The sequence below is a fragment of the Microbacterium sp. genome, from assembly GCF_031988965.1.
GTDB lineage: Bacteria > Actinomycetota > Actinomycetes > Actinomycetales > Microbacteriaceae > Microbacterium.
Genome location: NZ_DALZXX010000080.1, coordinates 1 through 13,734 on the forward strand (window position 1 = coordinate 1; position 13,734 = coordinate 13,734).

18 protein-coding genes are annotated in these 13,734 nt (G+C 66.2%); 10 read left to right on the plus strand and 8 right to left on the minus strand.

Annotation, left to right across the window (positions count from 1 at the left end; all coding sequences use genetic code 11):
* Window positions 1–141: 141 nt before the first annotated feature.
* On the minus strand, window positions 142–1,350 hold the full coding sequence (locus tag RTM68_RS12540; protein ID WP_312171381.1) for an MFS transporter: 1,209 nt from the start codon (window positions 1,348–1,350) through the stop codon (window positions 142–144).
* Between the two features lie 389 nt (window positions 1,351–1,739).
* Here RTM68_RS12540 and nrdH point away from each other — a divergent pair, with 389 nt between their 5' ends.
* From nrdH to nrdF, 4 genes are read left to right on the plus strand one after another with little or no spacing between them, the layout of a single operon-like run.
* Window positions 1,740–1,973, plus strand: coding sequence for a glutaredoxin-like protein NrdH (nrdH, locus tag RTM68_RS12545; protein WP_017828869.1), 234 nt, complete (start codon window positions 1,740–1,742; stop codon window positions 1,971–1,973).
* A gap of 33 nt (window positions 1,974–2,006) precedes the next feature.
* Window positions 2,007–2,459, plus strand: coding sequence for a class Ib ribonucleoside-diphosphate reductase assembly flavoprotein NrdI (gene nrdI / locus RTM68_RS12550; RefSeq protein ID WP_312171390.1), 453 nt, complete (start codon window positions 2,007–2,009; stop codon window positions 2,457–2,459).
* Between the two features lie 20 nt (window positions 2,460–2,479).
* A complete protein-coding gene (gene nrdE / locus RTM68_RS12555) occupies window positions 2,480–4,600 on the plus strand; it encodes a class 1b ribonucleoside-diphosphate reductase subunit alpha (protein ID WP_312171421.1) in 2,121 nt (706 codons plus the stop codon).
* Window positions 4,601–4,631: 31 nt separating this feature from the next.
* Window positions 4,632–5,612 carry a class 1b ribonucleoside-diphosphate reductase subunit beta gene (gene nrdF, locus RTM68_RS12560; protein ID WP_194763649.1) on the plus strand — a complete coding sequence of 327 codons (981 nt, stop codon included), beginning with the start codon at window positions 4,632–4,634 and terminating at the stop codon, window positions 5,610–5,612.
* A 69-nt stretch (window positions 5,613–5,681) separates the two neighbouring features.
* Here nrdF and pgi read toward each other — a convergent pair whose 3' ends face one another.
* Window positions 5,682–7,361, minus strand: coding sequence for a glucose-6-phosphate isomerase (gene pgi / locus RTM68_RS12565; RefSeq protein ID WP_312171394.1), 1,680 nt, complete (start codon window positions 7,359–7,361; stop codon window positions 5,682–5,684).
* 40 nt (window positions 7,362–7,401) lie between these two features.
* Window positions 7,402–7,701 (minus strand): ATP-dependent DNA ligase, encoded by a 300-nt coding sequence (locus RTM68_RS12570; RefSeq protein WP_312171396.1) that lies wholly within the window; start codon window positions 7,699–7,701, stop codon window positions 7,402–7,404.
* A gap of 114 nt (window positions 7,702–7,815) precedes the next feature.
* Between RTM68_RS12570 and RTM68_RS12575 the strand changes: the two genes are divergently transcribed.
* Together RTM68_RS12575 and RTM68_RS12580 are read left to right on the plus strand one after the other, a co-directional pair.
* Entirely contained in the window at window positions 7,816–8,829 is a 1,014-nt protein-coding gene (locus RTM68_RS12575; RefSeq protein ID WP_312171398.1) for a hypothetical protein, read from the plus strand.
* A 48-nt stretch (window positions 8,830–8,877) separates the two neighbouring features.
* Window positions 8,878–9,210, plus strand: a complete 333-nt coding sequence (locus RTM68_RS12580) for a hypothetical protein (protein WP_194763632.1) — start codon at window positions 8,878–8,880, stop codon at window positions 9,208–9,210.
* Window positions 9,211–9,249: 39 nt separating this feature from the next.
* On the opposite strand, the gene RTM68_RS12585 is transcribed toward RTM68_RS12580, so the two are convergent.
* A complete protein-coding gene (locus RTM68_RS12585; protein WP_312171401.1) occupies window positions 9,250–9,861 on the minus strand; it encodes an NAD(P)H-dependent oxidoreductase in 612 nt (203 codons plus the stop codon).
* A gap of 109 nt (window positions 9,862–9,970) precedes the next feature.
* On the opposite strand from RTM68_RS12585, the gene RTM68_RS12590 reads away from it, so the two are divergent.
* Complete coding sequence (locus RTM68_RS12590) at window positions 9,971–10,174, plus strand: hypothetical protein (RefSeq protein WP_194763630.1); 204 nt, start codon at window positions 9,971–9,973, stop codon at window positions 10,172–10,174.
* 3 nt (window positions 10,175–10,177) lie between these two features.
* Here RTM68_RS12590 and RTM68_RS12595 read toward each other — a convergent pair whose 3' ends face one another.
* From RTM68_RS12595 to RTM68_RS12605, 3 genes are read right to left on the minus strand one after another with little or no spacing between them, the layout of a single operon-like run.
* Window positions 10,178–10,780: a GNAT family protein gene (locus RTM68_RS12595; protein WP_312171406.1), complete on the minus strand. Its 603-nt coding sequence runs from the start codon at window positions 10,778–10,780 to the stop codon at window positions 10,178–10,180.
* A gap of 4 nt (window positions 10,781–10,784) precedes the next feature.
* On the minus strand, window positions 10,785–11,177 hold the full coding sequence (locus RTM68_RS12600) for an ImmA/IrrE family metallo-endopeptidase (protein ID WP_312171409.1): 393 nt from the start codon (window positions 11,175–11,177) through the stop codon (window positions 10,785–10,787).
* A gap of 38 nt (window positions 11,178–11,215) precedes the next feature.
* Complete coding sequence (locus RTM68_RS12605; protein WP_312171412.1) at window positions 11,216–11,593, minus strand: helix-turn-helix transcriptional regulator; 378 nt, start codon at window positions 11,591–11,593, stop codon at window positions 11,216–11,218.
* 93 nt (window positions 11,594–11,686) lie between these two features.
* Here RTM68_RS12605 and RTM68_RS12610 point away from each other — a divergent pair, with 93 nt between their 5' ends.
* From RTM68_RS12610 to RTM68_RS12620, 3 genes are all read left to right on the plus strand, one after another.
* Window positions 11,687–11,911, plus strand: a complete 225-nt coding sequence (locus RTM68_RS12610) for a helix-turn-helix transcriptional regulator (protein WP_312171414.1) — start codon at window positions 11,687–11,689, stop codon at window positions 11,909–11,911.
* Between the two features lie 141 nt (window positions 11,912–12,052).
* Window positions 12,053–12,982, plus strand: coding sequence for an aldo/keto reductase (locus tag RTM68_RS12615; RefSeq protein ID WP_312171415.1), 930 nt, complete (start codon window positions 12,053–12,055; stop codon window positions 12,980–12,982).
* A 44-nt stretch (window positions 12,983–13,026) separates the two neighbouring features.
* Window positions 13,027–13,431 carry a PLDc N-terminal domain-containing protein gene (locus RTM68_RS12620; RefSeq protein ID WP_312171417.1) on the plus strand — a complete coding sequence of 135 codons (405 nt, stop codon included), beginning with the start codon at window positions 13,027–13,029 and terminating at the stop codon, window positions 13,429–13,431.
* Here the strand turns inward: RTM68_RS12620 and RTM68_RS12625 are convergent.
* Window positions 13,428–13,734, minus strand: a 307-nt coding sequence (locus tag RTM68_RS12625) for a DUF1731 domain-containing protein (protein WP_312171419.1), incomplete at its 5' end; no start/stop codon positions are given. The genes RTM68_RS12620 and RTM68_RS12625 overlap by 4 nt on opposite strands.

Consider the following 13,734-nt stretch of genomic DNA (forward strand, 5'->3'; position numbering starts at 1 on the left):
CCGCCACGTTGCCCTCTGCACCGGCGAGTCCGAGCGCAGCCGTCTCGGTCTCGGCGAGGGGTGCACCCAGGGCCGTGACGAGTCCCATGGACTCGCCCACGCAGACGACCTCGGGGACAGGGGACGAGAGGGACTCGGAGCTCATGAAGGGGTGACCGCCAGGGGTTCGGTGTCGGGGTGCGGGCTCGCGTCGCGGTGACGCAGGTCGGGGAAGGAGCGGACGAAGACGATCGAGACGACGAGTCCCGCCGCCGCGAACAGCGTCGCTGCGAGGTAGGCGCCGCGGGGATCCGTCGCGTCGACGAGGAACCCGGCCACGGCAGACCCGGCGGCCGCGCCGATGAGCTGCCCGGTGCCCGCCCAGCCGAACGCCTCGGCGGTCTCGCTGAACTTGACGCTCGCTGTCGTGATGGCGAACAGCACCGCCAGGGCCGGGGCGATGCCGATACCGGCGACGATCAGGGTGCCGCCGAGCCAGAACTCGTTGAGGGCGAACATCGTGAGGGCGAGGCCGATCGTGACGATCGTGAGGCGCCGGGCCATCGCCCAGGGGCCGATAGGGATGTGGCCGAACGAGAGTCCGCCGGCGAGGCTGCCGACGGCGAACACCGCGAGCACGAGACCCGCTGCCAGGCTGCCGTGCTCGAACGTCGCGACGACGCCGACCTCGACCGCCGAGCACGCACCGATGAGCAGGAAGCCGATGACGGTGGCGAGGAGCACCGGCGGCTTGAGGACGACCTTGCCGAGTGCGCTGCGGCTGCGCGGGATGCGCACGCGGCCGACCTCGGGGGAGAGGATGAACCACGCTCCGCCGCCGACCAGGACCACGGCGACCAGGAGGAGCCCCTCGGCCGTGCCCACCTGCGTCGACACGAGGGTGATCACGACGGGCGCGAGCACCCAGATGATCTCCTGCAGCGAGGCGTCGAGCGAGAACAGCGGCGTGAGCTGACGCGAGTTCACGAGCTTGGGATAGATGGTGCGCACGGCGGCCTGCACCGGCGGGGTCGAGAGGCCCGCGATCATGCCGAGGATCATGTAGCCGGGCACGGTGAGGGGGAGGAGCGCGAGGCCGAGCACCGCCACGACGCAGACGCCGAGGGTGAGGGCGAGCACGCGGCGCATGCCCCACGCGCCCATCCATCGGCTCGTGATCGGACCGGCGACGGCCTGGCCCACACTGGTCGCGGCGAGCACGAGACCGGCGGACCCGTAGGAGCCGGTCTGCTGCTCGACGTGCAGGAGGATCGCCAGCGAGGTCATACCGTTCGGGAACCGAGCGGTCAGCTGTGCCGCGATCATGCGCGCCACTCCGGGCGTGCGAAGAAGGTCCGTGTATCCCGCCACAGGTCAACGCTACCGGGCGCCGGGGACACCCGACGAAGCGCGCTTCGGACGACACGCCGCGACACGCCGAGGACCACTTTCCACAGGAAATCGAATGTCCGAAGCCGCGCGTACGGTGCCTCCTGTGGATGGATCCCCGGCGGGGGTTCGAGAGGCGCGATTTCTCGCGGTTCGCGACCCCTCTCCGAGGGCTCCTGCCTGTGGAAGAAACGGTGGAGAACCTGTGTTGTATCAGTGGAGAGCGGTGGAAAACTACACGGATGTAACTACTACCCCTAGTGGTCACCCTGAATGTCCGTACCTATATGTAGTATTGAGATCCCGGTGAGGGTCTGCCGGAAAACAGCCTGATTCAGAAGCAGGCCAGAGATTTGAGGGGAAGCGAAAAGATGTCGATCACGGTCTACACCAAGCCGTCCTGCGTTCAGTGCAACGCCACCTACCGCGCGCTCGACGCCAAGGGCATCGAGTACGAGATCCTCGACCTGTCGGAGGACCCGACGGCCCTGGAGCAGGTCAAGGCGCTGGGCTACATGCAGGCGCCCGTCGTCGTCACCGACGAGGGACACTGGTCGGGCTTCCGTCCCGACAAGATCGACGAACTCGCGTCTCGTCTGGCGTGACCCTTCGGCGTCGCTCAGGAACCGGGGTGAACCATGCGCCAACTCGCGACCGCCGCGCCGCTCCTGGTGTACTTCTCGAGCGCCTCGGGTAACACCGCCCGCTTCGTCGAGAAGCTCGGGCTTCCGGCCCGACGTATCCCGCTCCTCCGGCAGGAGGAAGAACTCGTCGTCGACGAGCCCTTCGTGCTGGTCACCCCCACCTACGGCGGGGGTGAGGGACGGGGTGTCGAAAAAGGTGCCGTACCCAAGCAGGTGGTCCGGTTCCTCAACGACGAGCGAAACCGGCGCCACATCCGCGGAGTGATCTCCGCGGGCAACACCAACTTCGGCGAGTCCTTCTGCCTCGCCGGTGACATCATCAGCCGCAAGTGCAACGTGCCTCACTTGTATCGGCTCGAGATCTTCGGCACACAGGACGATGTTGATCGCGTGAGCGACGGATTGGAAAGACAGTGGGAACTGCAGTCGAAGAGCATGACGCCGTGACCGAGACGGTCGCGTTCAAGATGAACCCGAGCTACGAGGGTCTCGACTATCACGCCCTCAACGCGATGCTGAACCTGTACGACGCGAACGGGAAGATCCAGTTCGACGCCGACAAGCGGGCGGCGCGCGAGTACTTCCTGCAGCACGTCAACCAGAACACCGTGTTCTTCCACTCGCTCAAGGAGCGTCTCGACTACCTCGTCGAGAAGGAGTACTACGAGCCGGCCGTGATCGAGCAGTACTCGCTCGAGTTCATCCAGAAGCTCAACGACCTCGCCTACGGCAAGAAGTTCCGCTTCGAGACCTTCCTCGGCGCCTTCAAGTACTACACGAGCTACACGCTCAAGACGTTCGACGGCAAGCGCTACCTCGAGCGCTTCGAGGACCGCGTCGTGATGACGGCCCTCGGTCTCGCCGGCGGCGACGAGAAGCTCGCGGTCGCGCTGGTCGAGGAGATCATCTCCGGCCGCTTCCAGCCCGCGACGCCGACCTTCCTCAACTCGGGCAAGGCCCAGCGCGGCGAGCTCGTCAGCTGCTTCCTGCTGCGCATCGAAGACAACATGGAGTCGATCGCCCGAGGCATCAACTCCGCCCTGCAGCTCTCCAAGCGCGGCGGCGGCGTGGCGCTGCTGCTCTCGAACATCCGCGAGGCCGGCGCGCCGATCAAGCAGATCGAGAACCAGTCGTCCGGCATCATCCCCGTGATGAAGCTCCTCGAAGACAGCTTCAGCTACGCCAACCAGCTCGGTGCCCGTCAGGGTGCCGGTGCGGTGTACCTCAACGCGCACCACCCCGACATCATGCGCTTCCTCGACACCAAGCGTGAGAACGCCGACGAGAAGATCCGCATCAAGACGCTGTCGCTGGGTGTCGTCGTGCCCGACATCACGTTCGAGCTCGCCAAGAACGGCGAGGACATGTACCTCTTCTCGCCGTACGACGTCGAGAAGGTCTACGGCGTGCCCTTCGGCGACATCTCGGTCACCGAGAAGTACCGCGAGATGGTCGACGACGCGCGCATCAAGAAGACGAAGATCAACGCGCGTGAGTTCTTCCAGACCGTCGCCGAGATCCAGTTCGAGTCGGGCTACCCGTACATCATGTTCGAGGACACGGTGAACAAGGCCAACCCGATCAAGGGCCGCATCAACATGTCGAACCTCTGCAGCGAGATCCTGCAGGTGAACACGCCGACCACGTACAACGACGACCTGTCGTACGACCAGATCGGCAAGGACATCTCGTGCAACCTCGGCTCGATGAACATCGCGCTGTCGATGGATGCCGATGACCTGGGCCAGACCGTCGAGACCGCGATCCGCGCGCTGAGCGCGGTGAGCGACCAGAGCCACATCCGCTCGGTCCGTTCGATCGAAGACGGCAACGACCGCTCGCACGCCATCGGCCTCGGCCAGATGAACCTGCACGGCTACCTGGCTCGCGAGCACGTCTACTACGGCTCCGAAGAGGGCATCGACTTCACGAACATCTACTTCTACACGGTGCTGTTCCACGCGCTGCGCGCCTCGAACAACCTCGCGATCGAGCGCAAGCAGGCCTTCGACGGCTTCGAGGACTCGACGTACGCGTCGGGAACGTTCTTCGACAAGTACATCGAGCGCGCCTGGGTGCCCGAGACCGAGAAGGTCAAGGAGCTCTTCGCGGGCAAGCACATCCCGACGCAGGAGGACTGGGTGGCGCTGAAGGCGTCGATCCAGGAGCACGGCATCTACAACCAGAACCTGCAGGCGGTGCCGCCGACCGGCTCGATCTCGTACATCAACAACTCGACGTCGTCGATCCACCCGATCGCGTCGAAGATCGAGATCCGCAAGGAAGGCAAGCTCGGTCGCGTCTACTACCCGGCCGCGTTCATGACGAACGACAACCTGGAGTACTACCAGGACGCATACGAGATCGGCTACGAGAAGGTCATCGACACGTACGCCGCCGCGACCCAGCACGTCGACCAGGGCCTGTCGCTGACGCTGTTCTTCAAGGACACCGCCACGACGCGTGACATCAACAAGGCTCAGATCTACGCATGGCGCAAGGGCATCAAGACGATCTACTACATCCGTCTGCGTCAGATGGCGCTCGAGGGCACCGATATGACCGAGTGCGTCTCCTGCATGCTCTGAGCCCGTCACTGAACACGAGAAACGACGAATCATGACTCCCCACCCCCCGCTCAAGCTGGTCGACAGCGTTCAGGCGATCAACTGGAACCGCATCATCGACGACAAGGACCTCGAGGTCTGGAACCGTCTGGTGAACAACTTCTGGCTGCCCGAGAAGGTGCCGTTGTCGAACGACATCCAGTCGTGGAACACGCTGACGCCCGACGAGCAGCTGCTCACCATGCGCGTCTTCACCGGCCTGACCCTGCTCGACACGATCCAGGGCACCGTCGGCGCCGTCTCGCTGATCCCGGATGCGATCACCCCTCATGAGGAGGCCGTGTACACGAACATCGCCTTCATGGAGTCGGTGCACGCGAAGAGCTACTCCTCGATCTTCTCGACCCTCGCGTCGACGAAGGAGATCGACGAGGCGTTCCGCTGGTCGACCGAGAATCCGAACCTTCAGAAGAAGGCTCAGATCATCATGGACTACTACCAGGGAGACGACCCGCTCAAGCGCAAGGTCGCCTCGACCCTGCTCGAGTCGTTCCTGTTCTACTCGGGCTTCTACCTGCCGATCTACTGGTCGTCCAAGGCGAAGCTGACGAACACGGCCGACCTGATCCGCCTGATCATCCGTGACGAGGCCGTGCACGGGTACTACATCGGATACAAGTTCCAGAAGGGTCTCGAGAACGAGACCGAAGAGCGCCGCCAGGAGCTGAAGGACTACACCTTCAATCTGCTGTTCGAGCTCTACGACAACGAGGTGCAGTACACGCAGGACCTCTACGACGGAGTCGGCCTGACCGAAGACGTCAAGAAGTTCCTGCACTACAACGCCAACAAGGCGCTGATGAACCTCGGCTACGAAGCGATGTTCCCCTCGACCGTCACGAACGTGAACCCGGCGATCCTGTCGGCGCTCTCGCCGAACGCCGACGAGAACCACGACTTCTTCTCGGGCTCGGGATCGTCGTACGTCATCGGCAAGGCCGAGGCCACGGAAGACGACGACTGGGACTTCTGAGTCATCGCTTCCGATGAACGACGAAGGGGCCGGATGCCATGGCATCCGGCCCCTTCGCGTACCCCGGGACTACTTCCGGTTCGCCGCGTAGTACGCGAGCAGCGCCTTGGTCGACGCGTCCTGCGCCGCGACGGCATCCTCGTCGCCGCCGATCGCGGGCGCGATCTGCATCGCGAGCTGCTTGCCGAGCTCCACACCCCACTGGTCGAACGAGTTGATGCCCCAGATCGTGCCCTGGGTGAAGGTGATGTGCTCGTACAGGGCGATCAGCTGGCCGAGCACCTGCGGCGTGAGGGCCGGCGCGAAGATCGACGTGGTCGGACGGTTGCCCGCGAATGTACGCGCGGCGACCAGAGCGCCGGTCGTGCCCTCGGCCTCGACCTCCTCCGCCGTCTTGCCGAACGCGAGCGCCTTGGTCTGCGCGAGGAAGTTCGCGAGGAACAGCTCGTGCACGTCCTGGCCGCCGTCGGTCAGCGGGTAGGCCGGGTTCACGAACGCGATGAAGTCGGCGGGGATCAGCCGGGTGCCCTGGTGGATCAGCTGGTAGAACGCGTGCTGGCCGTTGGTGCCGGGCTCGCCCCAGAAGACCTCGCCCGTGTCGGTGGTGACGGGCGTTCCGTCCCAGCGCACGGACTTGCCGTTGGACTCCATCGTCAGCTGCTGCAGGTACGCGGGGAATCTGCTCAGCTGCTGTGCGTACGGCAGCACGGCGTGCGACTGCGCGCCGAAGAAGTTGACGTACCAGACGTTCAGCAGCCCCATCAGCACGGGCACGTTGCGCTCGAGCGGCGTCGTGCGCACGTGCTCGTCGACGGCGTGGAAGCCTGCGAGCAGCTCGTGGAACGTATCGGGGCCGAGCGCGATGGCGAGCGACAGGCCGATCGCGGAGTCGACCGAGTAGCGGCCTCCGACCCAGTCCCAGAACCCGAAGGCGTTGGCGGGATCGATGCCGAAGGCGGCGACCTTGTCGAGTGCCGTCGACACCGCCACGAAGTGATGGGCGACCGCGTCGGTGCGCGCATCGTCGTCATCGGAGATCGCACCGGATGCCGTGAGGCCGGCCCACAGCCAGTCGCGGGCGAGGCGGGCGTTGGTGAGCGTCTCGAGCGTCGTGAACGTCTTCGAGGCGACGATGAAGAGTGTGGTCTCGGGCTCGAGATCCGCCGTCTTCTGCGCGAGGTCGGTGGGGTCGATGTTCGAGACGAATCGCGCTTCGATACCCGCGTCCGCGTAGGGCTTCAGCGCCTCGTAGACCATGACGGGGCCGAGGTCGGAACCGCCGATGCCGATGTTGACGACGTGCGTGACCTTCTTGCCCGTCACTCCCCGCCAGTCGCCCGAGCGCACACGGGAAGCGAAGGCGCTCAGCGCGTCGAGAACGGCCTGCACGTCGATGTCGACGTCCTGCCCGTCGACGACGAGCGCGGGGGACGCTCCGGCGGGCCGCCGCAGGGCGGTGTGCAGCACGGCGCGATCTTCGGACGTGTTGAGGTGTTCACCCGTCAGCATCGCGGCGTACCGGTCGGCGACACCGGTCTGCTCGGCCAGGCGCAGGAGAGCCGCGAGAACCTCGTCGGTGACGAGGTTCTTCGAGAGGTCGACGTGCAGGTCGGCCAGGGGGAACGAGAGCGACTGCGCGCGGTCGGCGTCGGCGGCGAACCAGCCGCGAAGATCGGGGGTGAACGCACCGTGCAGGGCGGTGAGCTCGGACCAGGCGGAAGTGGCTGTCGGATCAACGGGAGCGGTCATGATCCCACGCTACTGCGACCGGCGAGCCGTCGCGCGCTCGTTACCGCGCCGGTTCCGGGGTGAGGTAGAGCCCGCCCGGCTGAGACGCGGTCACGGCGAGATCTCGCAGCCAGTTGCGGTTGATGTCGGGCGAGCGAGGGCCGGTGAACGAGAAGACCAGGGCGCTCGCAGGATGCACCCACACCGTCGTGCGTCCGCCACCGAGGCTCAGGTCATCTCGCCACGTGAACGGGAACGGCTCGCCGCGGCGCAGTTTGGCCGTCATGACGAGTTGCAGGTGATTCAGGGCGCGATCCTCGACGTCGACCCGTGGCCCACGGTTGTATATGAAGCGTCCCATCGGCGTCTCCTCGGTGCCTGGGACCCCAGCGTCGCACGCGCGTGTCGCGCCGCGTAGGGGGTGTACAGGCGGCACCGCGGAGAGGATCATGTACCCGCCCCTAGGATGGCGGGGATGACCGAGTCGAGCCCCCACGAGACCCGCGTGCGGTCGAGCGTCTCGCGTCTGCTGATCATCACCCCGCTGCTCGTGGGAGTCGCTCTGCTCGCCGTCGCCGTCGCCTGGACCCTCGTGAGCGCCGACCTCGGCTTCTTCGGCTTCCTGCTGATGCTGATCGGCGGATGGGCGGTCGCATTCGCGTTCGTGAACGCGACCTTCGAGATGCGACCGCGGATGCTCGGAGTCGTCGTTCACATCAGTGTGGCCGCCGCGCTGACGGCGCTGATGTACTGGGCGATCGAGCACAGCAAGGAGCCGCTCGCGGCTCTTCCGGAGGGTGCGAAGGCGGTCGTCGTCGTGCTGCAGATCGCCGCCGGCCCCGCCCTCGGTTGGATCTGGCTCGGCCTTCTCTCGCGGATCACCGATCTCTTCTCGCGGCGTGATTCCGCTCGTCGGCCCGCACCCACGGCACCGGAGTGGCAGCGCGACCGAAGCGGTGACGGATCAGTCGTCGAGTTCTCGGCGATCGAGGTGCGCATGCGCGAGATCACATCCTGGATCGTCGTGCTCGTTCTGGTCGGCGGACTCGGCGCCGTCGCACTCCTCATCGTCCTCGGTGACGCGGTCGTGCAGGCAGGACCCAAGATCGCGATCCTCGTCGTCGGCGTGGTCATCGCACTGCCCGGGTACCTGCTCTTCCTCGCCGTCGTGCGCCGGCGCACCGTCACATGCGCCGTCGCGTTCGGCAACGACGAGCTGCGGGTCCGCGTCGGATCCGGCTCTCATGTCATCCCGTTCCGGCAGATCGAGGTGCTCGTCTGGCGGACCGCCAGCGACTACGCGCGTGTCGAGGTCCGCGGTGCGGGCGTCGATCTCTCCCTCGTCGTCGGACTCGCGAAGGCGGCTGCCGGACGCACTGCCGAACTTCCCGATCTGCCGCGGCGGGTGTTCCGCAGGTTCGAGCTCGCGGGGCTGTCCGTCGAGCAGCGGCGCCGCGACGATATCGTGACATTCCGTCGATCGCAATGATCGGCATTCCTGTGCATATCCGGGCCCGCGTCGGGGTACGGTTCACTCATGGGAAGACTGCGATACGACGGCACCTCGGAGCCGATCATCATCGAAGACGAGACGCTTGCACACCTCAAAGTGATCATCGGCACGAAGCTGCGCCGGCAGGAGAGCTTCATGATGACGTGGCACCCGACCGAGGGTGGGGACCCCGGCCGAGTGACGGTGTGGATCCATCCCGCGATCCCGCTGCAGTTCCTGTTCAGCACCGCGGAGTCTCAGCACATCGAGAAGTCGCGCATCGAAGACATGATGCATGCGCTCAACGCGACCGGCGAGCTCGTGATCGACGAGTTCGTGCAGCCGAAGGTGCTCAGCGCCGGGGCGCCGGCCGCCTGAGCACCCTCCGACTGAGCGTCCGCTCTTACGACCGCACGCCTACTCCGCGGGGTAGCCGCTCTCGCTGAGCGTGCGAGCGAGATGCGCGGCGTTCCTCGCGGCGGTCGAGGTGGCCTGAGCGACCTTCTCGGGCGTCTTGGACAGATCCTTGTAGTCGACGGTCTGCATCGCCTCGCCGTTCCAGTACACCGATCCCTGGGCGGGAATCGTGAAGCCCACGTCGTTCAGACCCTGGAACAGGATCGCTGCGATGTGGTGCGCGCCGTCCTCGTTGCCGACGACCGCGGCGATCGCGACCTTGTCGAAGAGGATCGGACGCCCCTGCTCGTCGGTCTCTGCGAGTTCGGCGTCGAGCCTCTCGAGAACACGCTGGGCGACGCTCGAGTGCTGACCCATCCAGGTCGGCGTCACGAAGACGAGGATGTCGGCGGCGAGCACGCGCTGTCTCAACGTCGGCCACTCGTCGTCGCCGCCCATGTCTGCCTCGACCCCGGGGCTGATCACATGATCGACCGCGCGGACGAGACTCCCCGTGACGTCGTGGTCGGCGAGAGCGTCGAGGATCTGTGATCCGAGCAGATCGGAGCTCGACTCGGCGGGGGAGGGCTTGAGGCTGCAGGTGATGGCCAGGGCGGTGAGCGTCTTTGTCATGCGAGCGAGGCAACCACGGGACGCGCGGCACCGGCAGGGCCTTTCGTGCGGGCGATCTCTGCGCTAAAGGTATCCTTGATGCTGGCCGGTTGTTCAGACAGGAGACCCCGTGATCCTCAGCTTCATCTTCTTCATGATCCTCTTCCTCGGAGGGATCTGGCTCATGGGGCTCGCGCAGTCGCTCGAGGACTTCCAGGCGATCGTCTTCATCGCCGGCATCCTCATCGTCAGCCTGTCGCTGGCGTTCATGATGCGTCAGCGCGGTTCGGCCACCCGCCGCAAGGACAACTGGTCGGGCAACGCCACCGAGTGACGCTCAGAGCCGCTTGGTGAGCCTCATCTCGAGGTTCGCCTTCACCGCGGGCCATTCGGGCTCGATGATCGAGAACTCGACGCTGTCGCGCAGTGCTCCGTTGCTGTAGCGACTGATCGCCCTCATCACGCCGTCCTGCTTCGCCCCCAGGCGCTCGATGGCGGCGCGCGACTGGGCGTTCATCCACTGGGTCGTGAGACCGACGCGGAACACGCCCAGCTCTTCGAACGCGTGGCGCAGCAGGAGCAGCTTGGACTCGGCATTGGTCCCCGTCCCGTGCGCCGAGGGCCGGTTCCACGTGTACCCGATGTGCAGTCGGGGAACCTCGTCGACGATGTCGTAGAACGACGTCAGACCGAGGATGCGGCCTGAGGCGTCGAACGCCGTGAACGGGATCATGCCGCCGGTCTCGATGAGTCCGATACGCCGGTCGATCTCCGCGGCGAGACCGTCGGGTGACGGCACCGACGTGTACCAGGCGTTCTTCCACAGGTCGCCCTCGAGGAGCGCCTCGAGCAGGCCGTCATGGTGAGACGTCTCGAGCGGGCGCAGCTCGACGAGTCGTCCTGTCAGGGTGGTCGGTGCGGGCGTGACGCGAAAGCTCATGCCCTCATTCAACCAGTGACACGGCGCCGCGCCGCAGGAGGCGCTGATAGGCGTGCACGATCTCGATCGTGACTCCGAGTTCGAATGCGAGGCTCGCGGCATGCGTACCGCGCAGCTGCTCGGCGGCGGCATAGGAGCGGGCGTCGATGAGCAGGCGTGCCGCCCATTCGTCGGCGCGATGCTCCTGCCGGTCGCGGAGAGCGTGGTCTGACGTCGGCACGTGCCCGAGCACGGCGTGTCCCAGCTCGTGCGCGAGAACACTGCAGGTCGCGCGGGTGCTCATGCCGGGGTCGATGCGGATGGTGGAGGTGGCAGGTTCGAAGCCGCCCCGCGAGGAGCCGCGACGTTCCACGAGACGAAGGCCGTGCTGCTCGACCAGTCGGAGGAGATGTTCCATGCGTGGCCTCCTCGATCGACAGCGGCCGGCCGTGAGCCTCAGTCGTAGAGGTCGTCGGTGTCGCGGCCGTGAGGGACCCCGGATTCGAACGCCACCTCGGCGACATCATCTCGTCGACCGGGGACATCGGCTCGGGGGCGCAGGGGGGTGATGATCGCGTCACCGCGTCCTGCCTCGGTGCGGAGTCGCTCCTCCGCACGGTCGAGGATCACGTGGGGCTCGACGCCCACCACGGCGCTCACCCGATACAGCACCGGGACGGGGATGTCGCGCTTACCGGTCGTGTAGTTGTCGAGAGCACTCCGCGACACGTCGATGTCGCGCGCCATCCGCGCGATGCTGCTGCCGGCGGCGAAGATCTCGGCTTTGAGCTGCCGCCCGACTGCCCGGTTGTAGTTCTCGGCAGGTGTCGTCACCTGAATCACGATAGCACCGGCCCGAAGCCAGGATGCCGTCATGCTGGGGCGTCGGGCCTTGTCGTGTCCCAAGGACGACGATAGTGTCGTCGGGTGACGACACATGTGCGACGGGTGGTCGCAGAATCAGTGGTGCGCGAGCTCGCCCATGCCGGCGAGACGGTGCCATGGCTCGCCGAGAGAGCCGGGATCACGGTGAAAGCCCTGCAGGCGAAGATCGCGTCGCGACGCGACTTCACGGTCACCGATCTCGCAGCCATCGCCGACGTGCTCGGCATCCCGGTCTCGCGTCTCGTGCCACCGTCCTCCGAACGGTGATTCCGGCGGCGTCCTGCGCCGAATCGGGGGAAGGGTGACGGCCGCGCGCTCGGGGGAGAGCCGCGTGCCGTGGGTGCGGTCGGGGGCGTCGTGGGGTCGTGCTCCGACCGCATCCGTGTGCGAGAGGCTAGCGTGGACCGCATGAAGACTGTGCCCTTCGGCTCCGCATCCGCCCCCGCCGTCATCGCCGGCATGATGCGCATCGACGACAAGGACGATGCGCACATCCGCGAGCTCTACGATTCCGCCAGGGCCGGCGGCATCGACTTCTTCGATCACGCCGACATCTACGGCGGCAGCATGCATCACTGCGAATCGCGATTCGCCGACGCGCTGCAGCTCGGTGCCGCGGAGCGCGACGAGATCGTGCTCCAGACGAAGTGCGGCATCGATCCGGCGCAGCAGGCGTTCGACTTCTCGTACGAGCACATCGTCCGCCAGGCGGAAGGATCGCTCCGCGCGCTTCGCACCGACTACATCGATGTGCTGCTGCTGCACCGTCCCGACGCCCTCGTCGAACCCGAAGAAGTCGCGCGAGCGTTCGACGAGCTCGAGGCCGCGGGAAAGGTGCGTGCCTTCGGCGTCTCGAACCACACGCCGCGGCAGATCGACCTGCTGCGCACCGCGGTGAGTCAGCCGCTGATCGCGAATCAGCTTCAGCTCTCGATCACGCACGCCCCGATCATCGCCCAGCCGATCGCCGCCAACATGCTGGCCGAGGATCAGAGCATCGTGCGCGACGGCGGAGGCATCGTCGAGTACTGCCGCATCAACGGCATCACGATCCAGGCGTGGTCGCCGTTCCAGGGAGGGTTCTTCACCGGCGTCTTCCTCGGCAACCCCGACTATGCCGAGCTCAACGCGGTCATCGATCGTCTCGCCACGTCCTACGGCGTCGAGCCGATCGCGATCGCGACGGCGTGGATCACGCGTCACCCGGCGAAGATGCAGGTCGTCCTGGGAACCACCACGCCCTCGCGCGTTCGGGATGCCGCCGCCGGGGCGGATATCGAGCTCACGCGTGCCGAATGGTATGAGCTCTTCCGGGCCGGCGGGCACCTGCTGCCCTAGCCACTGCCCGGGCGCAACCGTCCTGCGTCGTCTACCCTGATCACATGCCGTTCCTGTTCTCGATCCTCGTCATCGTGCTGATGGTCGGCGCGTTGATCGACATCATCACGCGCGACGACGCGCAGGTGCGATTCCTGCCGAAGATGGCATGGGTCGTCATCGTGATCCTGCTGCCGTTGATCGGTGGCCTGCTCTGGTTCGCGATCGGACGCGAGTACTCCGAGGCGGGCTTGCGCATCCCCCGGATGCGGACAGCCGGGCGGTCGAGCCGTCGGCCGACTCCGCAGCCCGCCCCACAGCCTTCTCCGCCCTCTGACACGCGTTCGACCGAGCAGCAGATCGCCGACCTCGATCGTGAGATCGAGGAGTGGCGTCTGCGCGCCGAACTCGAGAAGCGCCGTCGAGAGTCCGAGAGCGACGGGCCTGCGGCCTCCGACGGGAGACTCTAGGCGGCGGCCGGCACCCCGAAGGACTCGCGCACGGCCTCGTCGAGATCGGGATAGGCGAACTCGAACCCTGCGCGTGCGAGCTTCTCGGGCAGCACCCAGCGGCTCTTGAGGATCAGCTCGGTCTCGGTGCGGATGCCGATGGCGCCGAGCTCGAGCATCCACCGCGGAATCGGCGGTCCGATGCGCGCGCCGGCCGCATGTCGCACGATGGCCATGAACTCGCGGTTGTCGACCGGATTCGGCGCTGCCGCGTTGACCGGCCCGTCGAGCTCGGGATGCAGCTCGAGGAAGTCGATGATCCGC